Genomic DNA, 23,090 nt, shown 5'->3' with positions numbered 1-23,090 from the left:
GCAATCAGGGCGAGTTCGAGTCGCCCGGAATCCCCTCCGGCGGTGGAGGGAAACCGCCGCGCGGCGGTGGTGCGGGAGCGACACCACCCGCGGCGCCGGCCACGGACTCCGCCGCCCACCGCCTATGGTGAGACGTGCTCGCCGCCGCAGCCCTGCTGCCCGTCAACGCCACTCTCGGCGCCGTACTCGCCGCCCTGCTCGTCGCCGCCGTGGGGGTCGCCGCCCTCGCCCACCTGGCCGACGGCCGGGAGCGCGGCTATGCCCGCGCGATCGCCGTCGCGGGACTGCGCGCCGCCGCCCAACTGGCCGTCGTCTCCGCGCTGATCGGCTGGGTGGTCCACGCCCTGCCGCTGCTGCTGTGCTTCGTCCTGCTGATGTTCGCGGTGGCCGTACGGACGGCCGGGCGCCGCGTCACGGACAACGCCACCTGGTGGTGGGCGGCCGTGCCGATCGGCGCGGGAGTGCTGCCGGTGGTGGTGACGCTGCTGCTCACCGGGCTCGTCCCGGTCAAGGGCATCGCCCTGATCCCCATCGCGGGCATCCTCATCGGCGGCGCGCTGACGGCCACTGTCCTCGCGGGGCGGCGCGCGCTGGACGAGCTGCGCACCCGGCACGGCGAGGTGGAGGCGGGGATGGCGCTCGGTCTGCTCGACCGCGAGGCGCGGCTGGAGATCGCCCGCCCGGCGGCCTCCGACGCGCTGCTGCCGGGCCTGGACCAGACGCGCACGGTGGGGCTCGTCACCCTCCCGGGTGCCTTCGTGGGCATGCTGCTGGGCGGGGCCTCGCCGACGCTCGCGGGGGCGGTGCAGCTGTTCGTGCTGGTCGCGCTCATGGCCGTACAGGCGGTGGCCGTCGCCGTCACGCTGGAGCTGATCGCGCGGGGCGTGCTGCACCGGGAGCCGTCGCCGGGCGGGCGCCGGTGGCCCGGTTTCAAGCGATCACGTACCCTGAACGGAGCAGAAGGGGAGTAGCTCTTCGCCGGACCGTCGACATACTGCTGGGTCACACCAGCCGGCGCCCGGAGGCAGACGGAAGTCTTCCGTAGGCCAGCGAGACCTTCGGCCGCAGTGTCCATGACGCTGCCGTGCCGAAGCGACCCCTGAATTCCCGCAGGTCTCTCGGTACGGCAGTCCGACCCACCGAGGAATTGTCCTGTGTTCAGCTTCACCGTCGCCGCCCTGGTCTTCGGCGTGATCTTCCTTGCCGAGCTTCCCGACAAGACGGCCCTCGCCTCCCTGATGCTCGGGACCCGCTACCGCGCCTCGTACGTCTTCGCGGGCGTCGCGGCCGCCTTCCTCGTCCACGTCGTCCTGGCGATCGCCGCGGGCAGCCTGCTGACGCTGCTCCCGCACCGGATCCTCCAGGTGATCGTCGGCCTCGCCTTCCTCGCGGGCGCGGCCGTGCTCCTCTTCAAGAAGGACGACGGCGAGGAGGAGATCGCCAAGCCCGCCGACCAGTCCTTCTGGAAGGTCTCCGGCGCGGGCTTCATGCTGATCCTGGTCGCGGAGTTCGGCGACCTCACCCAGATCATGACCGCGAACCTCGCCGCCCGCTACGACGACCCCGTCTCGGTCGGCGTGGGCGCCACGCTGGGCCTGTGGGCGGTGGCGGGCCTCGGCATCGTGGGTGGCCGCACGCTGATGAAGTACGTCCCCCTGGCCCTGATCACGAAGATCGCGGCCCTGGTGATGCTGGCCCTGGCGGGCTTCAGCTTGTACGAGGCGGCGGCGGGCTGACGGGTCTCCTGGCCGGTCTCGGGGCCTGAAGTCTCAGGCCCCGCCACGGTGAGGGCTTCCGAGCGGGTGGGCGTGCTCGCGTCGTACGCCGAGCCGGATATGACGATTTCGTCATACACCGCGGATATGGCGACTCCTCCGCAGCAAGAGATCTACAAGCACCTGCGTGCCTTCGCCGAGCACTTCACGCCGCCCCCGCCGTTCAGCCCCCACGTCGAGATCAGCGACGGCCAGATCATCATGATGATGAGCCCGGCGGGCCGTCACGGCCTGGCGGCCTTGCGCATCGAGCGTCAGCTTCAGCCGCAGTTGCCGGACGGCATCGTGGCCACGACCTCCGGTGACATCGAGGAAGCGGGTCTGGGGCAGCTGCGGCGTCCCGACGTTCTCGCTCTTCCCGAGGCGGCCATGGACACCGACAGCGCGATCAGCCCCCGTGCGCTCCTCGCGGCTGTCGAGATCGTCTCCCCCTCGAACCCCGAGAACGACTACGAGAGCAAGCTGCACCACTATCCGCGGCTCGGCATTCCGCACTACCTGATCGTCGATCCGCGCGACGGCACGTGCGTGCACCACTGGGCCATCGGTTCGCGGGAGGGAATTCCCGTGTACGAGGCCCGTGTTCCCTATGTCTTCGGCGACAAGATCCCGATCGGGGAGTGGGGCATCGACACCGGCGAACTGCCGCGCTACAGCCAGGACGCGCGTTGACCGCCGCCGATCTCTTGCGCGCCCGGCGGGTGGCGCTGGGGCTCTCGCAGTTGGAGCTCGCGGCTCGTGCGGGGACCGGGCAGGCGTTCATCTCGCGGGTCGAGTCCGGGAAGGTGGTCCCGACCATTCCCGTACTTCAGCGGCTGGCGGCCGCGCTGGAGTGCGACGTGGTCCTGGACTTCTCGCCGCGCCCGTGACCTCTGCGGGGCCACGCGACTCCGCTCAGCCCCCCACGTGCAGCGCGATCCCGCCCTCCGCGAGCGCCTCGACCCGTACGTGCGTCAGGTCCGGCACCGCCACGTCCGGGCCGTGGGCCGCCGCGCGCGGGCCGATGCCCACGACGCGCATGCCGGCCGCCTTGCCCGCCGCGATGCCCGCCTCGGAGTCCTCGAAGACGACGCAGTCCGCGGGGCCGAAGCCGAGGTGGGCGGCGCCCTTGAGGAAGCCCTCGGGGTCCGGCTTGCTCGCGCCCACGGATTCCGCGGTGATCCGCACCCGCGGCATCGGGAGCCCGGCCGCGCCCATGCGGGCCTCGGCGAGGCCGCGGTCGGCGGAGGTGACCAGGGCGTGCGGGAGGGAGGCGAGGGCGGCCATGAAGGCCGGGGCGCCGGGGACCGGCACGACGCCGTCGACGTCGGCGGTCTCGGCCGCGAGCATGCGGCGGTTGTCGGCGTGGTTGAGCTCCATGGGGCGGTCCGGGAGGAGGACGGCCATGGTCGCGTAGCCCTGGCGGCCGTGCACGACCTTCATCACCGCTTCGGCGTCCAGGCCCTGCTCGTCCGCCCAGGCCCGCCAGCAGCGCTCGACCACGGCGTCGGAGTTGACGATCGTGCCGTCCATGTCCAGCAGGAGGGCGCGGGCCGTCAGGGTGGTCGTGGTGGGGGCGTTGGCCGGCATCGGCGACTCCAGAGCGCGGGAGGAAGACAAGCGGCTCCGCCCGCCGGTCAGGGAATACGAGCGGAGCCACTTTGTTCCCTAACGATACAAAAAGTCCGGCGGAACTCCAACAGCCCAGGTCCAGCCTTGATCGCGGCAGAGGTCGCGATGCCAATGGCCTACCCCGGCGGGCCGGGCGGCCCGATCCGGAACACGATGGGACGAAGACACCAGGAAAGAGCCGTGCCGGCCGCCCCGGACCGGGCAGCCGCACCCGAGCGCCATCGAAGTCGCACCCAGGAGCCAGCGCATGGCGGACGAGACCCCGGGCCCCTCCGTGGCCGCCGCGGAGCCCGTGCCCGTACCCGGCCAGGGGCAGCCCCGGCGCACCGTGCTCGTCGCGATCGGCGCGCTGCTGCTCGGCATGCTGCTGGCGGCCCTGGACCAGACGATCGTCTCCACCGCGCTGCCCACCATCGTCAGCGACCTCGGCGGCCTCGACCACCTCTCCTGGGTCGTCACCGCCTATCTGCTCGCGTCCACGGCCGCGACCCCGTTGTGGGGCAAGCTCGGCGACCAGTACGGGCGCAAGAAGCTCTTCCAGACGGCCATCGTCATCTTCCTGATCGGCTCCGTGCTGTGCGGGCTCGCCCAGGGGATGGGCGAGCTCATCGCCTTCCGCGCGCTGCAAGGGCTGGGCGGCGGCGGGCTGATGGTGCTGTCGATGGCGATCGTCGGCGACATCGTGCCACCGCGCGACCGCGGCCGCTACCAAGGGCTGTTCGGCGCCGTCTTCGGCGGTACGAGCGTGCTCGGCCCGCTGCTCGGCGGCCTCTTCGTCGACCATCTGAGCTGGCGCTGGGTCTTCTACATCAACCTGCCCATCGGCGTCGTCGCGCTCGGCGTCATCGCCGCCGTCCTGCACATCCCGGTCCGCCGCACCCCGCACCGCATCGACTACCTCGGCACCTTCCTCATCGCCGCCGTCGCCACCTGCCTGGTGCTGATGACCTCGCTCGGCGGCGTCACCTACCCCTGGTCGTCCTGGCAGGTCATCGGCCTCGGCGTGCTGGGCGTGGCCCTGCTGGTGCCGTTCGTGCTCGTGGAGCGGCGCGCGGCGGAGCCCGTCCTGCCGCTGAAGCTGTTCCGGATCCGGACGTTCTCGCTCTGCTCCGTGATCGGCTTCGTCGTCGGCTTCGCGATGTTCGGCTCCATGACCTATCTGCCGACCTTCCTCCAGGTCGTGCAGGGCGTCTCGCCCACGCTGTCGGGCGTGCACATGCTGCCGATGGTGGCGGGCATGCTGATCTCCTCCACCGCCTCCGGACAGATCGTCAGCCGCACCGGCCGCTACAAGATCTTCCCCATCGCCGGCACCGGCCTGACCGCCATCGGCCTGCTCCTGCTGCACCGGCTGGATCCGGCCAGCAGCACGGCCGAGATGAGCGGCTACTTCTTCGTGTTCGGCTTCGGGCTCGGCCTCGTCATGCAGGTGCTCGTCCTGATCGTGCAGAACTCCGTGGGCTACGCGGACCTCGGCGTCGCCACCTCCGGCGCCACCTTCTTCCGGTCCATCGGCGCCTCCTTCGGCGTCTCCATCTTCGGCACGATTTTCACCAACATGCTCGGCCCCCGCATCGCCGACGCCCTCGCCGGCACACACCTGCCGCCCGGCGTCACCCCCGAGCACCTCAAGGCCGACCCGCGCGCGGTCGCCACGCTGCCCGCCGGGGTGCGGGCCGGGGTGCTCGACGCCTACTCCGCGTCGATCACCGACGTCTTCCTCTACGCCGTCCCCGCCGTACTCGTGGCCTTCGCCCTCGCCTTCCTCCTGCGCGAGGAGCCGCTGCGGGGCAGCGTCACCGCGCCCGACACCAGCGAGGTCCTCTCCAGCAACCCCGTCGAACGCACCTCCCGCGAGGAGTGCGCCCGCGCGCTCTCCCTCCTCGGCAGCCGCGAGGGCAAGCGCCGGGTCTACGAGGAGATCACCGAACGAGCGGGCCTCGACCTCCACCCCGCCGCGAGCTGGATGCTGCTGCGCATGAACCGCTACGGCTCCGCCGAACCCGCCCTGCTCGCCGAGCGCGTCGACATCCCGCTGCGCATCATCACCGAGGCCGCACGGCAGTTGGAGACCCGCGGCCTCGCCGTACGCGAAGGACTCCCGCTGATCCTCACCCCCAAGGGCCGCGACGTCGCCGGACGCCTCTTCCGCGCCCGCGAGGAATCACTCGCCGAACTCCTGGGCGACTGGTGGTCCAAGGACCGCCCCACCGACCTCCACCGCCTCGTGACCGAACTCAACGCGGAACTCTGCGGCTCGGACTCGGAACAGCCCCACAACGGCCCGGCGAAAAGGGACCATGACCCACGGCGGTGAGCACCCCGACATCCCGCGAGCAGCGCGTCGCCGACCGTACGGATCAGGACAGTTGTGGGAACTTGTCAGGTGACCCGGGGGTGGCCTGCGTCTGTCCCTCAGGACTCGGTAAGGTCTCAAACAGCCCTACGAGGGTGACTGATCTGGGCGACCGGAGAAGGGGCGGCGCGTGGCGAATGCGCAGAGGGCCGGGCTCGGGAGACCCCCGAGGGCGGGGTCGCGGACGGCGCTGGCCCTGGGCGCGCTGTGGCTGCTCGCGGGAGTGCTGGCCGTCCGTCAGGCCGCGGTGGTGCTGCGGCTCCCCCCGGAGCGCCGGCTGACCGACCTCGAACGGTGGATCGGTGACAACGGTGTCCTCCATGTGAAGGGTTCGCTGTACGACACCGACAAGTTCACCGGTACCCCCTTAGCGGGACTCGTGCTCAAACCCCTGACCAAGGCCGCCGAACACAGCCTCGGCATCGGCTGGACCCTCGGCACCCTCCTGCTCGTCGTCGCCCTCGCCCTGGTCGCCGCCCGCTCGCTGCCCGCCCCCGTCAGCCGCCGCACCGCCCTGCTCGCCGCCCCCGCGGCGATCATCCTGGCCGTGCTGTCGCTGCCCGTGCGCAACACCTTCACCCTCGGCCAGACCAGCATCATCCCCGTGCTGCTGGTGCTCCTCGCGTGCTGCCTGCCGCGCCTGGCCCGCGGCTCCGGCGTCGTCCCCGGCGTGCTCGTCGGTCTCGCCGCCGCGCTCCAGCCCGCCGTGCTGCTCTTCGCCGTGCTGCTCTGGCTGACCGGGCGCCGCCGCGCCGCCGTCACCTCCGGCCTCGCCTTCGCCCTCGGCACGGCCGCGGCCTGGGCGGCCATGCCGGACGACTCGTGGACGTACTGGGTCCACCACCTCGCCGGAGCCGGCCTCGGCGAGGCGCCCGACGGGCTCGCCAACCAGTCCCTGCACGGCCTGCTGCTGCGCATCGGCCTGCGCGGCCCCGCCGAACTCGCCCTCTACGCCCTGCTCGCGCTCACCGTCACCGTGCTCGGCCTGCGCCGCGCCACCCGCTACGCCCGCGACGGCCAGCTGCTCCTGGCCACCGCCCTCACCGGCTGCGTCGCGGTCGCCGTCTCGCCCACCGCCTGGCAGCACCAGCAGCTGTGGATCCTGCTCGCCGTCGTCGGCCGGGTCGGCAAGCGCCGCGCCGACCGGCTCGTATGGCCCGTCATGGTCGTCCTCGTGATGACCCTGACCAGCACGGTCCTCATGCCCGACAACCCCGTCCTGCGGCCCGTCGGCGACAACGCGCCGCTGCTCGCCGCGATCGTCGCCGCCTGCGCGGTGCCCTTCCTCCTGCGGACGTCACCGCTGTGGGACCGCCCGGAGCCGACGCCGGCCACCGAGCCGCAGCCGGGGCGCTTCTCCTGGGTGCCGCTGTTCCACTTCTGGAAGCGGCCGCTGTCCCGGCCGAACGTCTTCCTGGAGCTGATGCTGATACGGGTCGGCTATTTCGGCTACTCCTTCATCCGCGGCAGCGCGCCCGACGAGCGCTCCGTCGCGGAGGCCCACGGCCGGCAGATCCTCGGCGCCGAGGAGTTCCTGCACATCGACGTCGAGCACGGCTTCAACCACTTCGTGGCGAGCGCCCACTGGCTGGCCGACAGCATGGACTACTACTACGGCACCTTCCACTTCCTGGTGCCGGTCTCCCTGCTCGTCTATCTCTACGTGCGCCGCCCCGGCACCTACCGCTGGGCCCGCACGGCGCTGTCCATCGCGACGCTGCTGGCGCTCATCGGCTTCTGGGCCTACCCGCTGGCCCCGCCGCGCCTGATGCCGGGCCGCGGCTTCATCGACACCGCCAACGGCCCGCAGGACCTCTCCAACCCCGACTTCGGCGCGCTCACCGAGCTCTCCAACCAGTACGCCGCCATGCCCTCGCTGCACATCGGCTGGTCCCTGTGGTGCGGCATCGTGATCGCCGCGGTGGCGCCCAAGGGGTGGATGAGATGGCTGGGCATGCTCTATCCGCTGATGACCCTCTCGGTCATCGTCGGCACCGCCAATCACTACCTTCTGGACGCGGTCGGTGGCGCGCTCGTGGTCACCGCGGGCTTCGCCGTCCAGTACGTGCTGACCGGGCCCGGCCGGAAGGCCCTGGGGAAGGTGCCGGGGGCGCGGGGCGCGAGCGACGCGCCGGCCGCCCCGGAGCCGACGGAACCGGCGCGGACCACGGGCTGAACTCCCGCTCCCGCGCCGGTCGTCGGGGCGGTGTCCGTCAGCTGCTCACGGTGATCTGCGAGGACGGGTCGGTCGCGTCCGTGATGTCGTAGGTGGCGTTGAAGAGCGACGACGTGGTGGCGGTCGGGCAGCCGAAGCCGCCGGTGACCTTCACCGGCGCCGGGCCGTCGGTGACGACGAGCTGCGACGGGGCACCGTTGTCGAAGGTGGCCGCGAGGTTCGCCGCCGCGTCGGGCGCCGCGGTCACCGTGCAGCTGACCAGCCCGGTGGTCTGTACGACCAGGCCGCCGGTGGGGATGGTCAGGGTGGCCGTCGTCGGCGTGCCGTACTGCATGGCCACGCTCCAGGCGCCGGACGTGGTGACCGTCGCGCTCACGCCTGCCTGGCTGGTGGTGCAGGAGGAATACGTGGGCGAGTTGAGGCCGCTGACGACCGGGCCGGCGTCGTTGTGGTTGGCGGGGGCGGCGGGTATCTGGTTGTTCGCGTCGCCGCCGCCCGCGGTGGGCTGCGAGCCGGAGACCGCGCAAGTGACGACCACGGGGCCGAGCTGGAAGGTGGCCTTGCCGTTGAGCGTGGCCGCGAAGTAGTGACCGGCGGGGGCGATGGTCGTCGACCCGGCGTCGTCGGCGGTGTGCGCGCCCGCGCTCCCGGCGAGGACGAGCCCGGAGGCAAGAGCGAGCCCGGCGCCGGACGCGAGCAGGGCACGGGAGCGGAGTCTACGAGCGGTCATCGGAACTCCTCTGGTGCGGAAGGTGGGGACGGGGCTGGTGGTCGACATACGACTGCCCCGGGCCGGGCCCCGGTGACGGCTCGGCGGGAACCCAGGGCTTGATCTCGGGGTTGGGCCCGGCGGGCGGCCGGGTCGCCTCCGGCCGGGTCGCCTCCGGCGGGGTCGCCTCCGGCGGGGGAGCGGTCGGGGGTGCTTCGGGTGGGGAGGTCTTGGGGTGGGTTGCCTCCGGTGGGGTCGCCTTCGGCGAAGGGGCGGACCGGGTCGCGTCCGGTGGGGCTGCCTCTGGCCGGGTCGCCTCTGGCGTAGCCGTCTCCGGCGGGGGAGCGGTCGGAGTCGCCTCCGGCGGGGCCGTCTCCGGCGTGGGGACGGGCGGGGTCGCGTCGGGCCGGGGCGCCTGCGGCGGGGGAGCGGTCGGGGTGTCGCTCGGGTCGGTACGGGTGTCGGGTTGTGACTCGGCCGGTGAGTGGCCCGGACGCGGGCCCGTGGGTGATCCGGACTGGGCGTCCGGTGCGGGCACGGCCGGGGGTGTCGCCGGGTGCGCCGCCGGACCGCCGTGAGACCTTGCGGATCCCTGATCCCGGCCCGCGGCCGTCGGCCCGGAAGGCGCGTCGCGCTCGGGCGGCACCGGGCCTCCGGGCGCGGCCGTGCCCGAGCCACTGACGTCGCGCTCGCCGTCGGCGGGCCCCGGCTCCCCGCCCGGTCGCGCGCCCTCTCGGGGCGCACCCGGCTCCGCCGGCATTGGCTGCCAAGCGAAGATCATGCCGCCGCCGACCACGCCCAGGAGCGTGCCGATCAGGAAGCCGCCCAGGTTGGACATGACGAGCGCGGCCGCGGCGACCATGACGGTCACGATCCCGGCGAGCGTCCGGTAGTGCGGGGCGAACCACGCGCTGAGGCCCATCACGACCATGACCAGGCCCAGGAGGACCGACGGGATGCCCGCGATGCCCTGGTGCAGCATGATCTTCAGCGGGGCGAGCGGGATGGCACAGATCTCCAGGCCGGCCAGGGTGGCGAAGAGACCGCCCCAGAAGGGGCGCCCCTTGCGCCATTGGCGCCAGGCCAGCCAGGGGGGGCGTGGCGGGCGGCCGGACTCGACGCCGACCGCCACGTCAGAAGCACTCCCGCTTGCCCTTGGCGATGTCCATGCTCAGGCCGGAGAGGTTGAACGTCGCGGCATTGGTCGCCCAGGCGACCTGCTGGAGATCGGTGATGGTCACGTGGTCGGCCTGCTGGGCGAAGAGTCCCTGCATGCCCTGCGCGGACTTCGGCCCCTTGTCGAGCGTGGAGGCGTCCCGGCCGATCTCGATCTGCTTGAACTCGGCGTTGCCCCGCAGCTGCGTGGCGTCCACGAAGAGGTCCTTCGCCTTGACCGGGTCCTTGCCGCCGCCGGCCTTGAGGTTCAGCGAGACGTCGCCGATGAAGGGGATGCCGATCACCACGGACTGGCAGAGGTCCTTCAGCTCGGCCTTCTTGATGGCCGTGACGGCGACGGGCAGCAGGTCCCCGGGCTTGTCCTTGCCGACCTGGCCGTCCACGCCGCCGTACTGCGCGAAGCCCTCGCCGTCCAGGCTCTTGGCGCTGACCTTGAACTGCTGCCCCGACACGGCGAAGGAGGCCGCCAGGGCCCCGTCCGCGAGCGCGATGGCGAGCGCGGCCGTCGCCGCGAAGCCGGGCACGGCCAGCACGGCGAACTTCCGCCACCTGACGCGTCCCGTCACCTGTCTTCCTTGGGCGTCCTTCATGCGATGTCCTCTCGGAGAGCCGCGTACGAGCGGGGGAGTGGCGTGAAACGAACGTGCCTGGCCCGGAGGTGTACCCGAGAGTAAGTCCACCCGTGTCCGTCGGCAAGGTGTTGGTACGGACCGATTCAGGCCGCAGTAAAGGAAGTTGACGAGGCGTCAGCGATGTGGATCAGTCCCGCGCGTAGCGCACCCGCAGTTCCTTGATCCCGTTCAGCCACGCCGACCTCAGCCGCCGGGGCTCGCCGGCGAGTTCGATGTCCGGCAGGGTGTCGGCGATCGCGTTGAAGATCAGGTCGATCTCCAGCACGGCCAGCGACTTGCCCAGGCAGAAGTGCGGGCCGCCCCCGCCGAAGCCCAGGTGGGGGTTAGGGTCCCGGGTGATGTCGAAGACCTCGGGCCGCTCGAAGACCTCGGGGTCGTTGTTGGCGGAGGCGTAGAAGAGGCCCACCCGCTGCCCCGCCTTGATCTGCGCGCCCCCGAGCTCCGTGTCGCGCGTCGCCGTCCGCTGGAAGGAGACGACCGGCGTCGCCCACCGGACGATCTCCTCGGCCGCCGTCGCGGGCCGCTCGCGCTTGAAGAGCTCCCACTGCTCGGGATGGGTGAGGAAGGCGTGCATGCCGTGGCTGATGGCGTTGCGCGTGGTCTCGTTGCCCGCGACGGCCAGCAGCAGCACGAAGAAGCCGAACTCGTCCGAGGCCAGATTGCCCTCGTCCTCCGCGGCCACCAGTTGGCTGACGATGTCGGCGGCCGGGCACTCCTTGCGGCCGGCGGCCAGGGTCATCGCGTAGGAGATGAGCTCCATCGCGGCCGTCGCGCCGACCTCCTCGGTGATGGCCAGCTCGGGGTCGTCGTACGCGATCATCTTGTTGGACCAGTCGAAGATCCTGGCCCGGTCCTCCTGGGGGACCCCGACGATCTCGGCGATGGCCTGGAGCGGGAGTTCGCAGGCGATGTCCGTGACGAAGTTCCCGCTGCCGCCCTCCCGGGCCTCCGCGACGATCGCGCGGGCGCGCTCGCGCAGCGCGTCCTCCAGGGCCCGGATCGCGCGCGGGGTGAAGCCGCGCTGGACGATCTGGCGCACGCGGGTGTGCTCGGGCGGGTCCATGTTGAGCATGATGAGCCGCTGTACGTCGATCTGTTCGCGCTCGATGTTCTCGTGGAAGCGGATGATCGAGGTGTTGAGGGCGGCGGAGAAGAGCTCCGGGTGGGTGGAGACCTCCCTGACGTCCGCGTAGCGGGTGACCGCCCAGTAGCCGTCGTCGTCGAAGCCCGCGACGCCGTGCGGCTGGGCGTTCCACCAGACGGGCGCCGTGCGCCGCAGGGCGGCGAACTCCGGGAGCGGCACCCGCTGTTCGTAGAGGCCGGGGTCGGTGAGGTCGAACCCTTCGGGCAGCGCTGGGCAGGACATCGGCCACCACCTCCGTACGCCTGACGGTGCGTCAGGTGTGTCCCGAAGGTAGTGAGGGGGCCGTGGAGTGGCAAGGGCGGGAACGCCATCTGTTGCTCGGGTCGGGGGGTGCGCCACCCTTGCGTACCGGGGGTAGCAGTCATAAGACTGCGAACGGAAGTAGAACGCGTACCAGTTCGGCGGGGGATCGGGGGCCGGCTCGGCAGCGGCGGGTCCCGACGAGCGAGAAGCGTGAGTCCGGGGCGCCGGGACGCCCTGCGGATGCCACGAAAGGACGCCACCATGGCCGCGGAACCCGTCATCGTCGAAGCCGTACGCACCCCCATCGGCAAGCGCGGAGGAGCGCTCGCCAATCTCCACCCCGCCTATCTGCTGGGCGAGACCTACCGGGAGCTGCTCGCCCGCACCGGCATCCAGCCCGACTGCGTCGAGCAGATCGTCGGCGGCACCGTCACCCACGCCGGCGAGCAGTCGATGAACCCGGCCCGCACCGCCTGGCTCGCGATGGGCCTGCCCTACGAGACCGCCGCCACCACCGTGGACTGCCAGTGCGGCTCCTCGCAGCAGGCCAACCACCTCGTCGCCAACATGATCGCGAGCGGTGTCATCGACGTGGGCATCGGCTGCGGCGTCGAGTCCATGTCGCGCGTCCCGATCGGCAGCGGCTCCCGCAACGGACCCGGCAAGCCCTTCCCCGACGAGTGGAACGTCGACCTCCCCAACCAGTTCGAGGCCGCCGAGCGCATCGCCCGCAGACGCGGCCTCACCCGCGAGGACGCCGACGCGCTCGGCCTCCTCTCCCAGGAACGCGCCGCCCGCGCCTGGTCCGAGGAGCGCTTCAAGCGCGAGACCTTCGCCGTGCAGGTGCCGACGACGGAGGAGGAACAGCTCGCCGGGCAGGGCATGTGGCGCCTCGTCGACCGCGACCAGGGGTTACGCGACACCAGCATGGAGGCGCTCGGCGGGCTGAAGCCCGTCATGCCCAACGCCGTCCACACCGCCGGCAACTCCTCCCAGATATCCGACGGCGCCTGCGCCCTGATGTGGGCCTCCAAGCGCATGGCCCGCGCCCTCAGGCTGCGCCCCCGGGCCCGTATCGTCGCCCAGGCCCTCGTGGGCGCCGACCCCCACTTCCACCTCGACGGCCCCATCGACGCCACCCGCGCCGTCCTCGGCCGGGCCGGCATGTCCCTCAAGGACATCGACCTGGTCGAGATCAACGAAGCGTTCGCGTCGGTGGTGCTGTCCTGGGCCCGCGTCTTCGACCAGGACCTGGAGAAGGTCAACGTCAACGGCGGAGGGATAGCGCTGGGCCACCCGATCGGGGCGACGGGCGCCCGGCTGATCACGACGGCCCTGCATGAACTGGAGCGCGCGGACAAGGAGTTCGCGCTGGTCACGATGTGCGCGGGCGGGGGGCTGGCGACGGGGACGATCATTCAGCGGCTCGGTTAGGCCCTGGTGGCTCGTATGCGTCGGGCGGTGGTGTGCGCCCGGGCGCGGCGTGGCTAGGGTGCGCGGGTCCGGTCCGAACCACGAGGCAGGGGTACGGGATGACCGAGGAAAACGCGGCGCGTCTGTCGATCGAGGCCAGAGGGGAGCTGCGCGCCGTTCACGGGAGCCAGTTCAACTACCCGTCCGTCGTCGTACGCAACATAGGCACCGAGTGGATCGGAACGGTGCGGATCACCGTCGAGAACCTGCGGAAGAGCCGGATGGCCTTCATGGACCCCCAGCTCACCATGGCCCGCTGGGAGCACGAGGGCACTCCGCAGGAGGAGATCCTGGCGGGCGTGGTGACACCCGGCCAGGACTCGGACAACGAGACACTGACGTGCGAGTCCGTCGCCCTGAACCTCGACTGCAAGCCGGGCCAATGGGTCGTGCTCTACCCCCGCATGAGCGCTTACGCGGGCGGCCGCCAGAAGCCGCCAGGGATCCTGGACTTCACGATCTCGACGGGGGACGGGGCGGAACGGCTGGGTGGGGAGCGGGTGTTCGTGTACATCGACTGAGCTTGTCGTTTGTCCGACGCGGTCGAAACGTGTCCCGAACAGGGTCGCTCACCTGGGTCGGATCAGCGGCACTCCGCACAGACGTCCCCCGGCCCGCCCTGCCGGCGTACCGTCTCCACCGCCGCCTCGGCGAAGGCGCGGATGCGGCCGGTGTCCGCCGCGGCCCGCCATACCAGGCCGTACTCTAGCGGGGGCGCGTCGTCGAAAGGGACGTACGCGATATTCGGGCGGGCGTAGTACCTGACCTCGTGCGCGGCGGCCGGATGCACCCCGCGTCCCGCCCCGACCAGGGCGAGGAGCTCCTGCCGGGTCGCCGCCCGCTCACCGCGCTCGACGGGCCGGCCCGCCGGAGTGGTGGGCGGCAGGAGGTGGTCGAGCCAGTAGTCCGGGACGGGCCCCGAGAGGCTGAGCACCTTGTGCCCGGCGAGGTCGTCGACCCGGACGGAGGGCCTCTTCGCGAAGGGGTGCCGGGTGGAGACGGCCAGCACGCGGGTATCGGAGATCAGCACGGGGCCGGTGGCCAGATCGGCTTCGACGACGGGGAACTGGGCGAGCAGCAGGTCGAGTTCGCCCGAGCGCAGCAGGCCGAAGGGGTCGGAGAGCGGAGTCTCGTGCAGCAGGACCTCGCCGGCCGCCGGGTGCCGCTCGCGGTACGCGGCGGCGGTGAACAGCACGAGCTCACCGGCGAGCGGACTGCTGAACCCGACGCGCAGCGGCTCGGCCACCCGCTCCTGCTGCTGGCCCGCAGGGTGGAGCGGATCGAGGCGCTCGGCCTCCCCGACACCCTCGCCAGGTCCGTCGACGTCACCGACGCCGAGGCGGTGACCGGGGCCGTCCGCGAGGCCGAGGCGCTGTACGGCCCCGCCGACCTGATCGTCAACAACGCGGGCGTGATGCTGCTGGGCGAGGTGGCCAGGCAGCCGGCCGAGGAGTGGGAGCGGATGTTCGACGTCAATGTGCGGGGCCTGCTGCACGGGGTACGCGCGGTCCTGCCCGGCATGATCGAGCGCGGCCGCGGCACGGTGATCAACGTCAGCTCGGTCGCGGGCCGCAGGACGTATGCCAACCACACGGTCTACAGCGGCAGCAAGTTCGCCGTGCACGGCATGTCCGAGAGCCTGCGCGAGGAGGTCGCGGGCCACGGGGTCCGCGTCGTCACCATCGCCCCCGGGGCCGTCGAGACGGAGCTGCTCTCGCACACCACCGACGAGGTGGTGAAGGCCGACTACCAGGCCTTCAAGGACTCCATCGAGGTGCTGGCCCCCGAAGACGTGGCTGCGGCGATCGGCTTCGCGTACCAGCAGCCGCAGCGCGTCACCCTGCGCGAGCTGGTCCTCGCGGCCACGGCACAGGTGGCCTGAGCTTGTCGGCCATCCCTCCAGGGTCCGTGACGCGAGCGCGTCGAAGCCCTCGGCGGCGTCGGGGCTGACCTGGCCCGTAGGAATCAGAGGTCCCGCCTCCCCTACGGACCCGAGGGGGCTTTCCCCCTTTGCGGCCCGGGGGGTCGCTCCATGCCCCAGCAGGCCGGCCGACAGGCATGATCCATTCATGACTTCACGGCGAACGAAAATCCGGGTTCTGGCTGGTGCGGCGGCCCTCGGCGGTGTCTCCGCCCTCGTCACTCCGGCCTCGGCGGCCGGCTCCCACAGCGCTCGGGCACAAGGCGGGGCCGTCGTCTCCATCGAGCAAGCGGCCGACCTCACGGCGGAGGAAGTGGCCGGGGAACTACGGGGAAAAGTCGACGGAAAAATCGAATCGTCCCAGGTCCGCTACGGCGTGACCGCCTATCGGGTCACCTACCGCACCACTGACAGCGCGGGCGCCCCCACGACCGCGAGCCAGCTCGTCGTCCTGCCCAAGAACAGGGCGCGCCACCTGCCGACCGTCTCCTGGCTGCACGGCACCACCGTCTACCGCAAGGACGTCGCCTCGGAGAATCCGCAGTCGGACGACCGGCTCGCAGCGCTGCTGTTCGCCTCGACCGGGCGGGCCGTTTCGGCCCCCGACTACGTGGGCCTCGGCTCGGGCGAAGGCTTCCACCCCTACGGTGACCCCGGGGCCACCGTCGCGGCCTCGGTGGACGGCCTGCGCGCGGCCAGGACCGTCGCCCATCGAAACGGCCGGGAGCTGAAGCGGAAGGTCCAGGTCAGCGGGTTCTCACAGGGCGGCCCCGCGACCATGCTGGTAGGCCGGGCGCTTCAGCAGGAGGGCGCCGACCGCTACTTCCGGCTGGGGGCACTCGCCCCGGTCAGCGGCCCCTACAACCTCTCGGCCTTCGAGGCCGCCGCAGCCGACGACAAGATCGTCAAATCCGGCCTCTACCTCGCCTACTTCGTCACCGCCTGGAACAAGATGTACGGCCTGTACACATCCCCCGGCGATGTCTTCCGCTCCCCCTACGACAGCAAAGTGGAAAACCTCTTCGACGGCCATCACCCCAGCCGAGAGATCGCCCGCGAACTCCCGGCGGCGTCCAAGGATCTGTTCACCGAGGACTTCCTGAACAAGATCCGCAAGCCCGACGGCGTCCTGAAGGACAAGCTGCGCCCGATGGACAACACCTGCGACTGGCGGCCGGACGTTCCGGTGGAGATCTTCTACGGCCTGGGCGACAAGGACGTCGACCCCAGCCACGCGAAGTACTGCGCGAACCAGTTGACGAGGAGCGGCGCCGCACCCCGGCTCACCGATGTCGGCGACTTCGACCACAACGGATCGGTGTGGCAAGCCCTGCCCCGGATCCTCACGTTCTTCGACGCGTCGGCGAAGACCGACTGAAGCGCGACCTGGGGCGAGCTTGTGGGTGCGGCCGGCTGGAAGCCGACGACGATCACGGGGGCGCGTACGTCGTTGTCCGGGCGGACTGTGCCGGCCCGCTCCCGCCCCCGGGGTCAGTTCGAGCGCCGCCGGGCCTGCTTCAGCTCACGGTCGATGGCCCAGGCGTCGGCAACCGGGCCGATGTGGCCGAGCTTGTCGGGATTGATGACGGCGCGGATGGCCTGGATCTGCCCGTCGAGCACATCGAGGGCCAGGGTCTGGAGCACCTTGCCGTCCCGGTCGCGGAAGATCGCGCCGGGCTGGCCGTTCACCTCGTGCGGCTCACACGTCACGTCGATCCGGATGAGCCAGGGGAAGACCGTGCCCAGTACCCGGGCCACGTTCTCCGCGCCCACGAGGGCCTTGGCCAGTTGCGGGGCCTTGCCGCCGCCGTCACCGACGAACTGCACGTCGGCGGCCAGCAGTTCCTGCAGCCCGCCCACGTCGCCGTCCTTCAGTGCGTCGAAGAACCGCGTGGCCAGCTCCTGCCGCTCCTGCCGGTTCGCCTCGAATCGTGGCCGCCCGGCCTCCATGTGCCGCCGCGCCCGCACCAGCAGCTGCCGGCATGCCGCCTCCGAACGCCCGACCGCCGCGGCGATCTCGTCGAACCCGAAGGCGAACACCTCCCGCATCACGAACACCGCCCGCTCCAGCGGGCTGAGCCGCTCCAGCAGCAGCAGCGCCGCCATCGACACCGAGTCGGCCAGCTCTGCCGACCGCGCCGGATTCTGGTACGGATCGCTCAGCAGTGGCTCGGGGAACCACGGGCCCACGTACTCCTCGCGCCGGACCCGCGCGGATCGCAGCACGTCGATCGAGATCCGCGTCACCGTGGCCGACAGAAACGCCTTGGTCGACGTGGGCTCGGTCGCCGAGGCGTCGAAGCGCAGCCACGTCTCCTGCACCGCGTCCTCGGCCTCACCCACACTGCTCAGAATCCGATAGGCGATCGAAAACAGCAGCGGCCGCAGCTCCTCGAACTCCTCGACCTTGCTCACGCCGAATCCCCTCCCCTTGAACCCCTCCCACCCGGCCGTGCGTGCCGGGCAGGCATCTTCTGATGATCATCAGGGCGGCCGGCAGGCCAGGGCAACGCCTACCAGTTCGGGGCCCGCAGCGGGACCCCGAGCTGTTTGCCGACGTCGTTCAGTGAAACTGCCCGGGTACGTAGTCACCGGCCGGCTGCTGGGTGACGGCATTCATCCGGTTCGCCATGTTCATGAAGGAGATATGGAGCACCAGGGCGGTGAGCTGCTCCTCGTCGAAGTGCTTGGCGGCATTCGCCCACACCTCGTCGGTGACCCGGATCGCGGCCCCGTCCGTCATCCGGGTCGCCTGCTCGGCCAGCTCCAGCGCGGCACGCTCGGCCTCGGTGTAGACCGTGGCCTCCCGCCACGCCGCCACCAGGTTCAACCGCACCGAGGTCTCGCCGGCGGCCGCGGCCTCCTTGGTGTGCATGTCGAGGCAGACGGCGCAGCCGTTGATCTGGCTCACGCGCAGCGCCACCAGCTCCTGCGTCGCGGCCGGCAGCGGCGAGTCCTTGATCACCTTGCCCGCCGCCATGATGTGCTTCAGGGCCTTGCCGACGGTCGGGCTGGCGAAGAAGTTCAGTCGCGCGTCCATGGTGTTGCTCCTCAGTGCTCGTCAGTGACTACATCCCCTGAGACGAGGCAGCCCGACTCCCTGTGACACGCGCGAATGTGACCCGCGTCTCCCGGCCGGGCGTCGAACCGCGCCACTCACTGCTCAGCGTCGGCCAATGGTGACCAGGCTCGTTGACGGTGCGTGAGTGATCTGGTGGGGGATGCGCGGGCCTGGGCGCCGGATGCGCAGGAGGCCGCGCGGTTGCCGGCGGTGTCCGCGCTGGTCGAGGGCCGGGACCGGGTGGAGGTTGCCGCCCTGTTCAAGGTGTCGGTGAAGGCCGTGGACAACTGGTCGGCGAAGTAGGCGGTCGCTTTATGGTCCTGGTGCGGGCGAGGCTGGAGCGCAGCTGGCGGACTGTGCCGGTATCAGCCGCTGGCCGTCGTGGATCCGCACGTGCGGAGCGTCGTTGCTGAGGGCATCCAGCAACCGTACTGCGTACGCTTCCGTCATCGCTGCGGTCACCTCCTCCGGCGCCATCCAGGAGACCTCGACGGACTCGCCGGAGGTGCGTTCGCGGCCGCCGACGGGAGTGCAACGGAAGACCAGCGCGACGATGCCGCGTGTCATGTTCTTGTAGACGCCCGTGAGTTGCTGCACCTCGACCTCGATGCCTGTCTCCTCCAGCACCTCCCGGCGGGCTCCGGCTTCCGGAGACTCCGCGATCTCCAGTACGCCGCCGGGCAACTCCCAGTGCCCGTTGTCGGCCCGCCTGATGGCGAGAACGCGTCCGTCCTCGCGCACGACGGCTCCCGCCACCGAGACGGAGTGGAGCGGTGTGGACCTGCGGTGGGCTGCCGTACTCATGTGGACGAGGATAGAAAGCGGCTTTGAGGCTGGCTGTCCCTCTGGGTGTACGGGGCGGGCCGCGTCTCAGACCTTCCCGTCGAGGCGGTCCAGGAAAGTCACCTCGGTCTTCGCCACGAACTTCTCCCGCTCCTCCAGGAAGTGCCGGGTGTGCGGCTGCCGTTCGTGAGCGTCGAACGCGGCGCGGTCCTCGTACAGCTCGTAGAAGAGCCGCACGCCCGGCTCGCCCGGGACGCGGTGGTTCACGTAGGTGACCGTGCCCTGCTCGTGCTGCCGGATTCCCTCCAGGGTCCGGGACACGAGCGCGTCGAAACCCTCGGCGGCGTCGGGGCTCCGCAGAGTGAAACGTACGACCAGGCCGAATCCTGTGGTCATGGCAGCTTCGTCCATCGGGTGATGACCTTTCCTTGTTCGTGTGGCGTCACACCGCCACCGGGCGCTTCATGGTCATGGCACGGTCGTAGAGCTCGCGGGCCTTGGCGTTCTTGAGGTGGGGGCGGATCAGCGAGCGCATGATGGCGATCCGTTTGTCGCACCGCTGGGACTGCACCAACGGGTAGTCGTCGAGAACTCGGTGCCACGTGGTGCAGGCAGCCTCCAGGTGCCCGATCTCCAGTTGCCGCTCGGCCAGATAGGACTGCTGGCGGACCCGGGCCCGGCGGTACACGCTGTAGCGCAGCGCTTCCGCCTCCTGCATGGACTTGATCGAGCCGTGCACGTCGCCCAGCCCGTACTGCACCTGGCTGACGTGGTACTGCAGCGACGAAGGATCGTAGGAACCGAAGGTCTTCTCCTGGGACTCCGCCTTGTCCATGGCGACCTCCGCTTCCTTGATGTACCGCAGGGCTTCGGTGCGGTGCCCCGACTGCGCTGCCGAGTGGGCCTGCTGTCCCGCGAGGAACGCCCGCATCCGGGGGCCCGCCTGGGGTGACGCTGCGGCGGCCGCGTCGGCCAGCCGGCTCGCGCGGGGGCCGTAGCCGAGGTCCACGGCCTGGACGCTCATCCCCCGGAGCGTCGTGCAGTAGGTCAGGTGATCGCCTGCCTGGCCGGCCAGCTCCAGGGCCTTGACGTAATACTGCTGGGCGAGCCCGTGATACCCCTCGTCCACGGCCATGTATCCGGTCAGGTAACAGAGGTCGGAAGCGGCTGACAGTATTCCCCGCCGGACGTCGTCGGGAGCATCGGCGCGGAGGTACGCGGCCACGGTGTTGACGGCGAAGGCGGCTGCCATGGGCCGGGCGTGCCGACCCCCGAACTGATCGTCGAGGGACGACACGCGCTCAGTCATCGCGATCACCATGTCGACCTCGGGCCAGCCGATACGCGTGGCCCGCCCGCTCTGTACGGCCTCCGCACGTCCGACGACGTCCTGCCACCCCGGGATCGTCAACGCGACGGAGAACAACCCGGCTCCCAGGACGCCTCGCCGGGACGGGTCCATGTCCAGCCGTCCGAGGTCGACCAGCCCTTCCACGGTGTCCGCGGGCGGGGTGGCCTTCTCCCCGGACGCGGGGAACCCCGCTTCGGCGTGTGTGACGGGACGGCCCAGCTTGCGGGCCAGAGCCTCCAGCACGAGAGGCCGTACGGCCTTTCTCGGCAGCGTGCCGCCCAGCCAGTGGTGCACGGACGACTCGTCGTACTTCACGGGAGTGCCGGTCTCGGTCCCCAGCCGGTTGACCGCCAGGGCGAACTGGCGGTAGGTCCAGCGGCTCTCGGCCAGCAGCCGGGCCAGACCCTCGTTCTTCCGCTCTGCCACACCCATCAACTCCACGCGCTCTCGCGGACTTTCAAGGGATTCAAGTGCCGGTCTCCCGTCCAACGGTACCGCTCTGCGCAGTCGTGCGGTTACGTAGAAGTAAGAGCAGGTCAGGCAGCACCTCGCAGGAGGAACGGGCACCGTGACGTATCGAGTGGGCGCATACGTGGTGGATACGCGGGAGGACAGAGTGGCCCAAGTGATCGGCCATCGCGGTTCCCGCGTGCAGGTGCGTACGCCCGGCGGCGGGGCCGAATGGGAGGTGCCGACCGGATCGCTGCGGCTCGCCATGAGCGCGGAGCGGGCCGCCTTCCGTCTCCTGGCCAACAGCGACGGCCCGCTCGCGGCGGGCTGCCCCCGATGCGCCGAGCTGGACGCGGCCTGGCACGCCGCCTGCGAGGCCGGCGAGCGTACGAGCGCGGCGGCCGACGCTCTGAGCCGGTTCCGTAACCACTGGCGGCTGGATCACGCGCCCGGTAATTCGGGCGCGCACGTGTAACACCCCGTGCGACCATGCCGCCATGACCGGCACCGCCCCGCTCCCCGTCGCGTGGACCATCGCTCCGCAGCCCGTTCGTTCTCCTGAGGCCGTGGGCCTGATGCGGGATTACATGACCGAGGTCGCCGATCGCTGGTTCCTGCTCCACGAAGGCCGTACCACGACGCCGGAAGAAGTCGAGGGGTACGTCGCCGAGGAGCCGCACGACGATCTCGCCCCGCCTCGCGGCGTGCTGCTGACCGCCCGGCGGGACGGGGAGCCGATGGGGTGCCTGGGGCTGCGCTGGTTCGACCGGGAGCGTGGAACCGCCGAGTTGAAGCGGATGTACGTACGGCCCGCCGCGCGGGGAAGCGGTCTCGCACCCGCGCTGCTCGCCGCGGCCGAGGGCATCGCCCGGGAGTGGGGCGCGGAGCGCCTCGTCCTGGACACCCGGAAGGACCTGGTGGAGGCGATCGGGCTGTATGCCAGGCAGGGGTTCGCCCGCATTCCCCGCTACAACACGGTCGAGGACAACCCGTACGCCGAGGTGTGGATGGGCAAGGAGCTCCGCTGAGTGCTGCGCGTCCAGCTGTTCATCAGGTCCTTGGCCAAGGCCCGTTCCCTGCCCGTGCCATCAGGCAGGAGGTCACCCGGCACACCGGTGTCCGTGAACCCGTGCCGCTCGTAGAGAGCGGCTGCCCTCTTGTTGTCCGGCATCACGGACAAGCGCAGGGACGTGGCACCTCGCTCTGCGGCCCACCGTGCGACCTCCCGGATCAGGCAGTCGCCGACCCCTTTGCCCCGGGCCGCGGGACTGACCCACATCGAGATCAGCTCGACAAAGCCCTCTGCCTGATCAACTGGAACGCCGCTGGCCATCCCCGCGGGACGACCGTCGACCACAGCAACGAGATTGTGCGCGCCGGGAATTTCTCGTCCAGGACGTAGCGGACGTGCGGCCCGCCAGGGGGCAGGTGATGATCGCCCCGGCCGCGCTACCCGTTCCTGAATTCCACCGGCGCTTCGAACGCCGCCCTCCGCGTCGCGCGGCGCAGAGCCTTGAGGATCGTCGGGCCCAGCGTGAGGGTCGCGGTGATCGTGACGAGGGCGCGTGGGAGGTCCCAGCCCAGGGACGTCGCCAGGCAGTACGCGACGAAGCGGCCCAGGTTCTCGGGCAGTGGGTCGCCCGGGACGAAGGAGACGCCCGTGGCCAGGGAGCCGATGTAGGGCCAGCCCTGGAGGTTCATCACCGTGCCGTAGCAGAGGGACGCCACCGCTCCGTACGCCGCGAGCAGCAGCACCTCGCCTCGGCCGCGGAGGCGGTCCGGGCCCGGGAGGAGGCCCGCGCCCATCGACACCCAGCCCATCGCCAGCATCTGGAACGGCATCCACGGGCCCACGCCGCCCGTCAGCAGCGCCGACGCGAACATCGAGACCGAGCCCAGCACGAAGCCGAAGCCCGGGCCCAGGACCCGGCCCGAGAGGACCATCAGGAAGAACATCGGCTCGATGCCCGCCGTGCCCGCGCCCAGCGGCCGCAGGGCCGCGCCCGCCGCCGCGAGTACGCCGAGCATCGCGATGGCCTTCGCGTCCAGGCCGGTGTCGGCGATCGTGGCCGCCACAACGGCCAGCAGCAGCGGGAGCAGCGCGGCGAACAGCCATGGCGCGTCCTGCGAGTGGGCGAGCCCGGACGCGGAGTCGGCGAGCAGCGGCCAGCCGAAGGCCATGACGCCCATGACGGAGATCAGGGCGAGTGCGGTGATGGAGCGCGGGCC

Annotated in this window: 26 protein-coding genes; 13 read left to right on the top strand and 13 right to left on the bottom strand. The window is 71.1% G+C overall.

Annotated elements, in window-relative coordinates:
- Positions 1-134: 134 nt before the first annotated feature.
- The 4 genes from ACFY1P_RS21160 (at position 135) to ACFY1P_RS21145 (ending at position 2,644) form a co-directional block, all read left to right on the top strand.
- The gene (locus ACFY1P_RS21160; RefSeq protein ID WP_361530033.1) at positions 135-971 is read left to right on the top strand and encodes an ABC transporter permease; all 837 of its coding nucleotides are present in this window, start codon (positions 135-137) and stop codon (positions 969-971) included.
- A gap of 183 nt (positions 972-1,154) precedes the next feature.
- Positions 1,155-1,736 carry a TMEM165/GDT1 family protein gene (locus ACFY1P_RS21155; protein WP_361530030.1) on the top strand — a complete coding sequence of 194 codons (582 nt, stop codon included), beginning with the start codon at positions 1,155-1,157 and terminating at the stop codon, positions 1,734-1,736.
- Positions 1,737-1,862: 126 nt separating this feature from the next.
- Positions 1,863-2,447 (top strand): Uma2 family endonuclease, encoded by a 585-nt coding sequence (locus tag ACFY1P_RS21150; protein WP_390751546.1) that lies wholly within the window; start codon positions 1,863-1,865, stop codon positions 2,445-2,447.
- Positions 2,444-2,644 (top strand): helix-turn-helix domain-containing protein, encoded by a 201-nt coding sequence (locus ACFY1P_RS21145; protein ID WP_390751545.1) that lies wholly within the window; start codon positions 2,444-2,446, stop codon positions 2,642-2,644. The genes ACFY1P_RS21150 and ACFY1P_RS21145 overlap by 4 nt, the downstream gene beginning before the upstream one ends.
- Before the next feature lie 25 nt (positions 2,645-2,669).
- On the opposite strand, the gene ACFY1P_RS21140 is transcribed toward ACFY1P_RS21145, so the two are convergent.
- Positions 2,670-3,344, bottom strand: a complete 675-nt coding sequence (locus tag ACFY1P_RS21140; protein WP_390751544.1) for an HAD-IA family hydrolase — start codon at positions 3,342-3,344, stop codon at positions 2,670-2,672.
- Positions 3,345-3,633: 289 nt separating this feature from the next.
- Between ACFY1P_RS21140 and ACFY1P_RS21135 the strand changes: the two genes are divergently transcribed.
- Together ACFY1P_RS21135 and ACFY1P_RS21130 are read left to right on the top strand one after the other, a co-directional pair.
- Entirely contained in the window at positions 3,634-5,703 is a 2,070-nt protein-coding gene (locus tag ACFY1P_RS21135; protein WP_390751543.1) for a DHA2 family efflux MFS transporter permease subunit, read from the top strand.
- A gap of 169 nt (positions 5,704-5,872) precedes the next feature.
- Positions 5,873-7,918, top strand: coding sequence for a bifunctional glycosyltransferase 87/phosphatase PAP2 family protein (locus ACFY1P_RS21130; RefSeq protein WP_390751542.1), 2,046 nt, complete (start codon positions 5,873-5,875; stop codon positions 7,916-7,918).
- Positions 7,919-7,955: 37 nt separating this feature from the next.
- Here ACFY1P_RS21130 and ACFY1P_RS21125 read toward each other — a convergent pair whose 3' ends face one another.
- From ACFY1P_RS21125 to ACFY1P_RS21110, 4 genes are all read right to left on the bottom strand, one after another.
- A complete protein-coding gene (locus tag ACFY1P_RS21125) occupies positions 7,956-8,648 on the bottom strand; it encodes a hypothetical protein (protein ID WP_390751541.1) in 693 nt (230 codons plus the stop codon).
- Positions 8,635-9,759: a DUF6114 domain-containing protein gene (locus tag ACFY1P_RS21120; RefSeq protein ID WP_390751540.1), complete on the bottom strand. Its 1,125-nt coding sequence runs from the start codon at positions 9,757-9,759 to the stop codon at positions 8,635-8,637. Before ACFY1P_RS21120 ends, ACFY1P_RS21125 begins: the two co-directional genes overlap by 14 nt.
- A gap of 1 nt (position 9,760) precedes the next feature.
- Positions 9,761-10,393, bottom strand: a complete 633-nt coding sequence (locus tag ACFY1P_RS21115) for a DUF6230 family protein (RefSeq protein ID WP_361531968.1) — start codon at positions 10,391-10,393, stop codon at positions 9,761-9,763.
- Positions 10,394-10,562: 169 nt separating this feature from the next.
- Positions 10,563-11,801, bottom strand: coding sequence for a cytochrome P450 (locus ACFY1P_RS21110; protein ID WP_390751539.1), 1,239 nt, complete (start codon positions 11,799-11,801; stop codon positions 10,563-10,565).
- Positions 11,802-12,083: 282 nt separating this feature from the next.
- Here ACFY1P_RS21110 and ACFY1P_RS21105 point away from each other — a divergent pair, with 282 nt between their 5' ends.
- Positions 12,084-13,256 carry a steroid 3-ketoacyl-CoA thiolase gene (locus ACFY1P_RS21105; RefSeq protein ID WP_390751538.1) on the top strand — a complete coding sequence of 391 codons (1,173 nt, stop codon included), beginning with the start codon at positions 12,084-12,086 and terminating at the stop codon, positions 13,254-13,256.
- 98 nt (positions 13,257-13,354) lie between these two features.
- Positions 13,355-13,816 carry a hypothetical protein gene (locus ACFY1P_RS21100; protein WP_390751537.1) on the top strand — a complete coding sequence of 154 codons (462 nt, stop codon included), beginning with the start codon at positions 13,355-13,357 and terminating at the stop codon, positions 13,814-13,816.
- A 62-nt stretch (positions 13,817-13,878) separates the two neighbouring features.
- Here ACFY1P_RS21100 and ACFY1P_RS21095 read toward each other — a convergent pair whose 3' ends face one another.
- Positions 13,879-14,490 (bottom strand): LysR family substrate-binding domain-containing protein, encoded by a 612-nt coding sequence (locus tag ACFY1P_RS21095; RefSeq protein ID WP_390751536.1) that lies wholly within the window; start codon positions 14,488-14,490, stop codon positions 13,879-13,881.
- On the opposite strand from ACFY1P_RS21095, the gene ACFY1P_RS21090 reads away from it, so the two are divergent.
- Positions 14,428-15,177, top strand: coding sequence for an SDR family oxidoreductase (locus tag ACFY1P_RS21090; protein WP_390751535.1), 750 nt, complete (start codon positions 14,428-14,430; stop codon positions 15,175-15,177). The genes ACFY1P_RS21095 and ACFY1P_RS21090 overlap by 63 nt on opposite strands.
- A 187-nt stretch (positions 15,178-15,364) precedes the next feature.
- Positions 15,365-16,594, top strand: a complete 1,230-nt coding sequence (locus ACFY1P_RS21085) for a hypothetical protein (RefSeq protein ID WP_390751534.1) — start codon at positions 15,365-15,367, stop codon at positions 16,592-16,594.
- 113 nt (positions 16,595-16,707) lie between these two features.
- Here the strand turns inward: ACFY1P_RS21085 and ACFY1P_RS21080 are convergent, their stop codons facing one another.
- Positions 16,708-17,631, bottom strand: coding sequence for an RNA polymerase sigma-70 factor (locus ACFY1P_RS21080; protein ID WP_390751533.1), 924 nt, complete (start codon positions 17,629-17,631; stop codon positions 16,708-16,710).
- A 148-nt stretch (positions 17,632-17,779) separates the two neighbouring features.
- A complete protein-coding gene (locus tag ACFY1P_RS21075; protein WP_390751532.1) occupies positions 17,780-18,256 on the bottom strand; it encodes a carboxymuconolactone decarboxylase family protein in 477 nt (158 codons plus the stop codon).
- 162 nt (positions 18,257-18,418) lie between these two features.
- Between ACFY1P_RS21075 and ACFY1P_RS21070 the strand changes: the two genes are divergently transcribed.
- A complete protein-coding gene (locus tag ACFY1P_RS21070) occupies positions 18,419-18,580 on the top strand; it encodes a hypothetical protein (RefSeq protein ID WP_390751531.1) in 162 nt (53 codons plus the stop codon).
- Positions 18,581-18,589: 9 nt separating this feature from the next.
- Here ACFY1P_RS21070 and ACFY1P_RS21065 read toward each other — a convergent pair whose 3' ends face one another.
- Genes ACFY1P_RS21065 through ACFY1P_RS21055 form a run of 3 tightly spaced genes read right to left on the bottom strand, consistent with a single transcriptional unit; the run spans position 18,590 to position 20,843 of the window.
- Entirely contained in the window at positions 18,590-19,093 is a 504-nt protein-coding gene (locus tag ACFY1P_RS21065; protein WP_390751629.1) for an NUDIX hydrolase, read from the bottom strand.
- A 54-nt stretch (positions 19,094-19,147) separates the two neighbouring features.
- A complete protein-coding gene (locus ACFY1P_RS21060; RefSeq protein WP_390751530.1) occupies positions 19,148-19,456 on the bottom strand; it encodes a putative quinol monooxygenase in 309 nt (102 codons plus the stop codon).
- Positions 19,457-19,502: 46 nt separating this feature from the next.
- Entirely contained in the window at positions 19,503-20,843 is a 1,341-nt protein-coding gene (locus tag ACFY1P_RS21055; protein ID WP_390751529.1) for a tetratricopeptide repeat protein, read from the bottom strand.
- 136 nt (positions 20,844-20,979) lie between these two features.
- Here ACFY1P_RS21055 and ACFY1P_RS21050 point away from each other — a divergent pair, with 136 nt between their 5' ends.
- Complete coding sequence (locus ACFY1P_RS21050; RefSeq protein ID WP_390751528.1) at positions 20,980-21,336, top strand: hypothetical protein; 357 nt, start codon at positions 20,980-20,982, stop codon at positions 21,334-21,336.
- A 22-nt stretch (positions 21,337-21,358) separates the two neighbouring features.
- Positions 21,359-21,889, top strand: a complete 531-nt coding sequence (locus ACFY1P_RS21045) for a GNAT family N-acetyltransferase (protein WP_390751527.1) — start codon at positions 21,359-21,361, stop codon at positions 21,887-21,889.
- On the opposite strand, the gene ACFY1P_RS21040 is transcribed toward ACFY1P_RS21045, so the two are convergent.
- Both ACFY1P_RS21040 and ACFY1P_RS21035 read right to left on the bottom strand, forming a co-directional pair.
- Positions 21,829-22,245, bottom strand: coding sequence for a GNAT family N-acetyltransferase (locus ACFY1P_RS21040; protein ID WP_390751628.1), 417 nt, complete (start codon positions 22,243-22,245; stop codon positions 21,829-21,831). The two genes, ACFY1P_RS21045 and ACFY1P_RS21040, sit on opposite strands and share 61 nt — an antisense overlap.
- Positions 22,246-22,310: 65 nt before the next feature.
- A complete protein-coding gene (locus ACFY1P_RS21035; protein WP_361531977.1) occupies positions 22,311-23,078 on the bottom strand; it encodes an ECF transporter S component in 768 nt (255 codons plus the stop codon).
- Positions 23,079-23,090 lie beyond the last annotated feature (12 nt).

Source organism: Streptomyces sp. NPDC001407, assembly GCF_042895325.1.
GTDB lineage: Bacteria > Actinomycetota > Actinomycetes > Streptomycetales > Streptomycetaceae > Streptomyces.
This window is presented reverse-complemented; position numbering and strand designations above follow the sequence as displayed.

Coding starts and splice junctions, on each gene's coding strand:
- ACFY1P_RS21150 (WP_390751546.1), top strand. CDS start 1,863: ATGGCGACTCCTCCGCAGCAAGAGATCTACAAGCACCTGCGTGCCTTC.
- ACFY1P_RS21140 (WP_390751544.1), bottom strand. CDS start 3,344: ATGCCGGCCAACGCCCCCACCACGACCACCCTGACGGCCCGCGCCCTC.
- ACFY1P_RS21135 (WP_390751543.1), top strand. CDS start 3,634: ATGGCGGACGAGACCCCGGGCCCCTCCGTGGCCGCCGCGGAGCCCGTG.
- ACFY1P_RS21125 (WP_390751541.1), bottom strand. CDS start 8,648: ATGACCGCTCGTAGACTCCGCTCCCGTGCCCTGCTCGCGTCCGGCGCC.
- ACFY1P_RS21115 (WP_361531968.1), bottom strand. CDS start 10,393: ATGAAGGACGCCCAAGGAAGACAGGTGACGGGACGCGTCAGGTGGCGG.
- ACFY1P_RS21110 (WP_390751539.1), bottom strand. CDS start 11,801: ATGTCCTGCCCAGCGCTGCCCGAAGGGTTCGACCTCACCGACCCCGGC.
- ACFY1P_RS21105 (WP_390751538.1), top strand. CDS start 12,084: ATGGCCGCGGAACCCGTCATCGTCGAAGCCGTACGCACCCCCATCGGC.
- ACFY1P_RS21100 (WP_390751537.1), top strand. CDS start 13,355: ATGACCGAGGAAAACGCGGCGCGTCTGTCGATCGAGGCCAGAGGGGAG.
- ACFY1P_RS21085 (WP_390751534.1), top strand. CDS start 15,365: ATGACTTCACGGCGAACGAAAATCCGGGTTCTGGCTGGTGCGGCGGCC.
- ACFY1P_RS21075 (WP_390751532.1), bottom strand. CDS start 18,256: ATGGACGCGCGACTGAACTTCTTCGCCAGCCCGACCGTCGGCAAGGCC.
- ACFY1P_RS21060 (WP_390751530.1), bottom strand. CDS start 19,456: ATGACCACAGGATTCGGCCTGGTCGTACGTTTCACTCTGCGGAGCCCC.
- ACFY1P_RS21055 (WP_390751529.1), bottom strand. CDS start 20,843: ATGGGTGTGGCAGAGCGGAAGAACGAGGGTCTGGCCCGGCTGCTGGCC.
- ACFY1P_RS21045 (WP_390751527.1), top strand. CDS start 21,359: ATGACCGGCACCGCCCCGCTCCCCGTCGCGTGGACCATCGCTCCGCAG.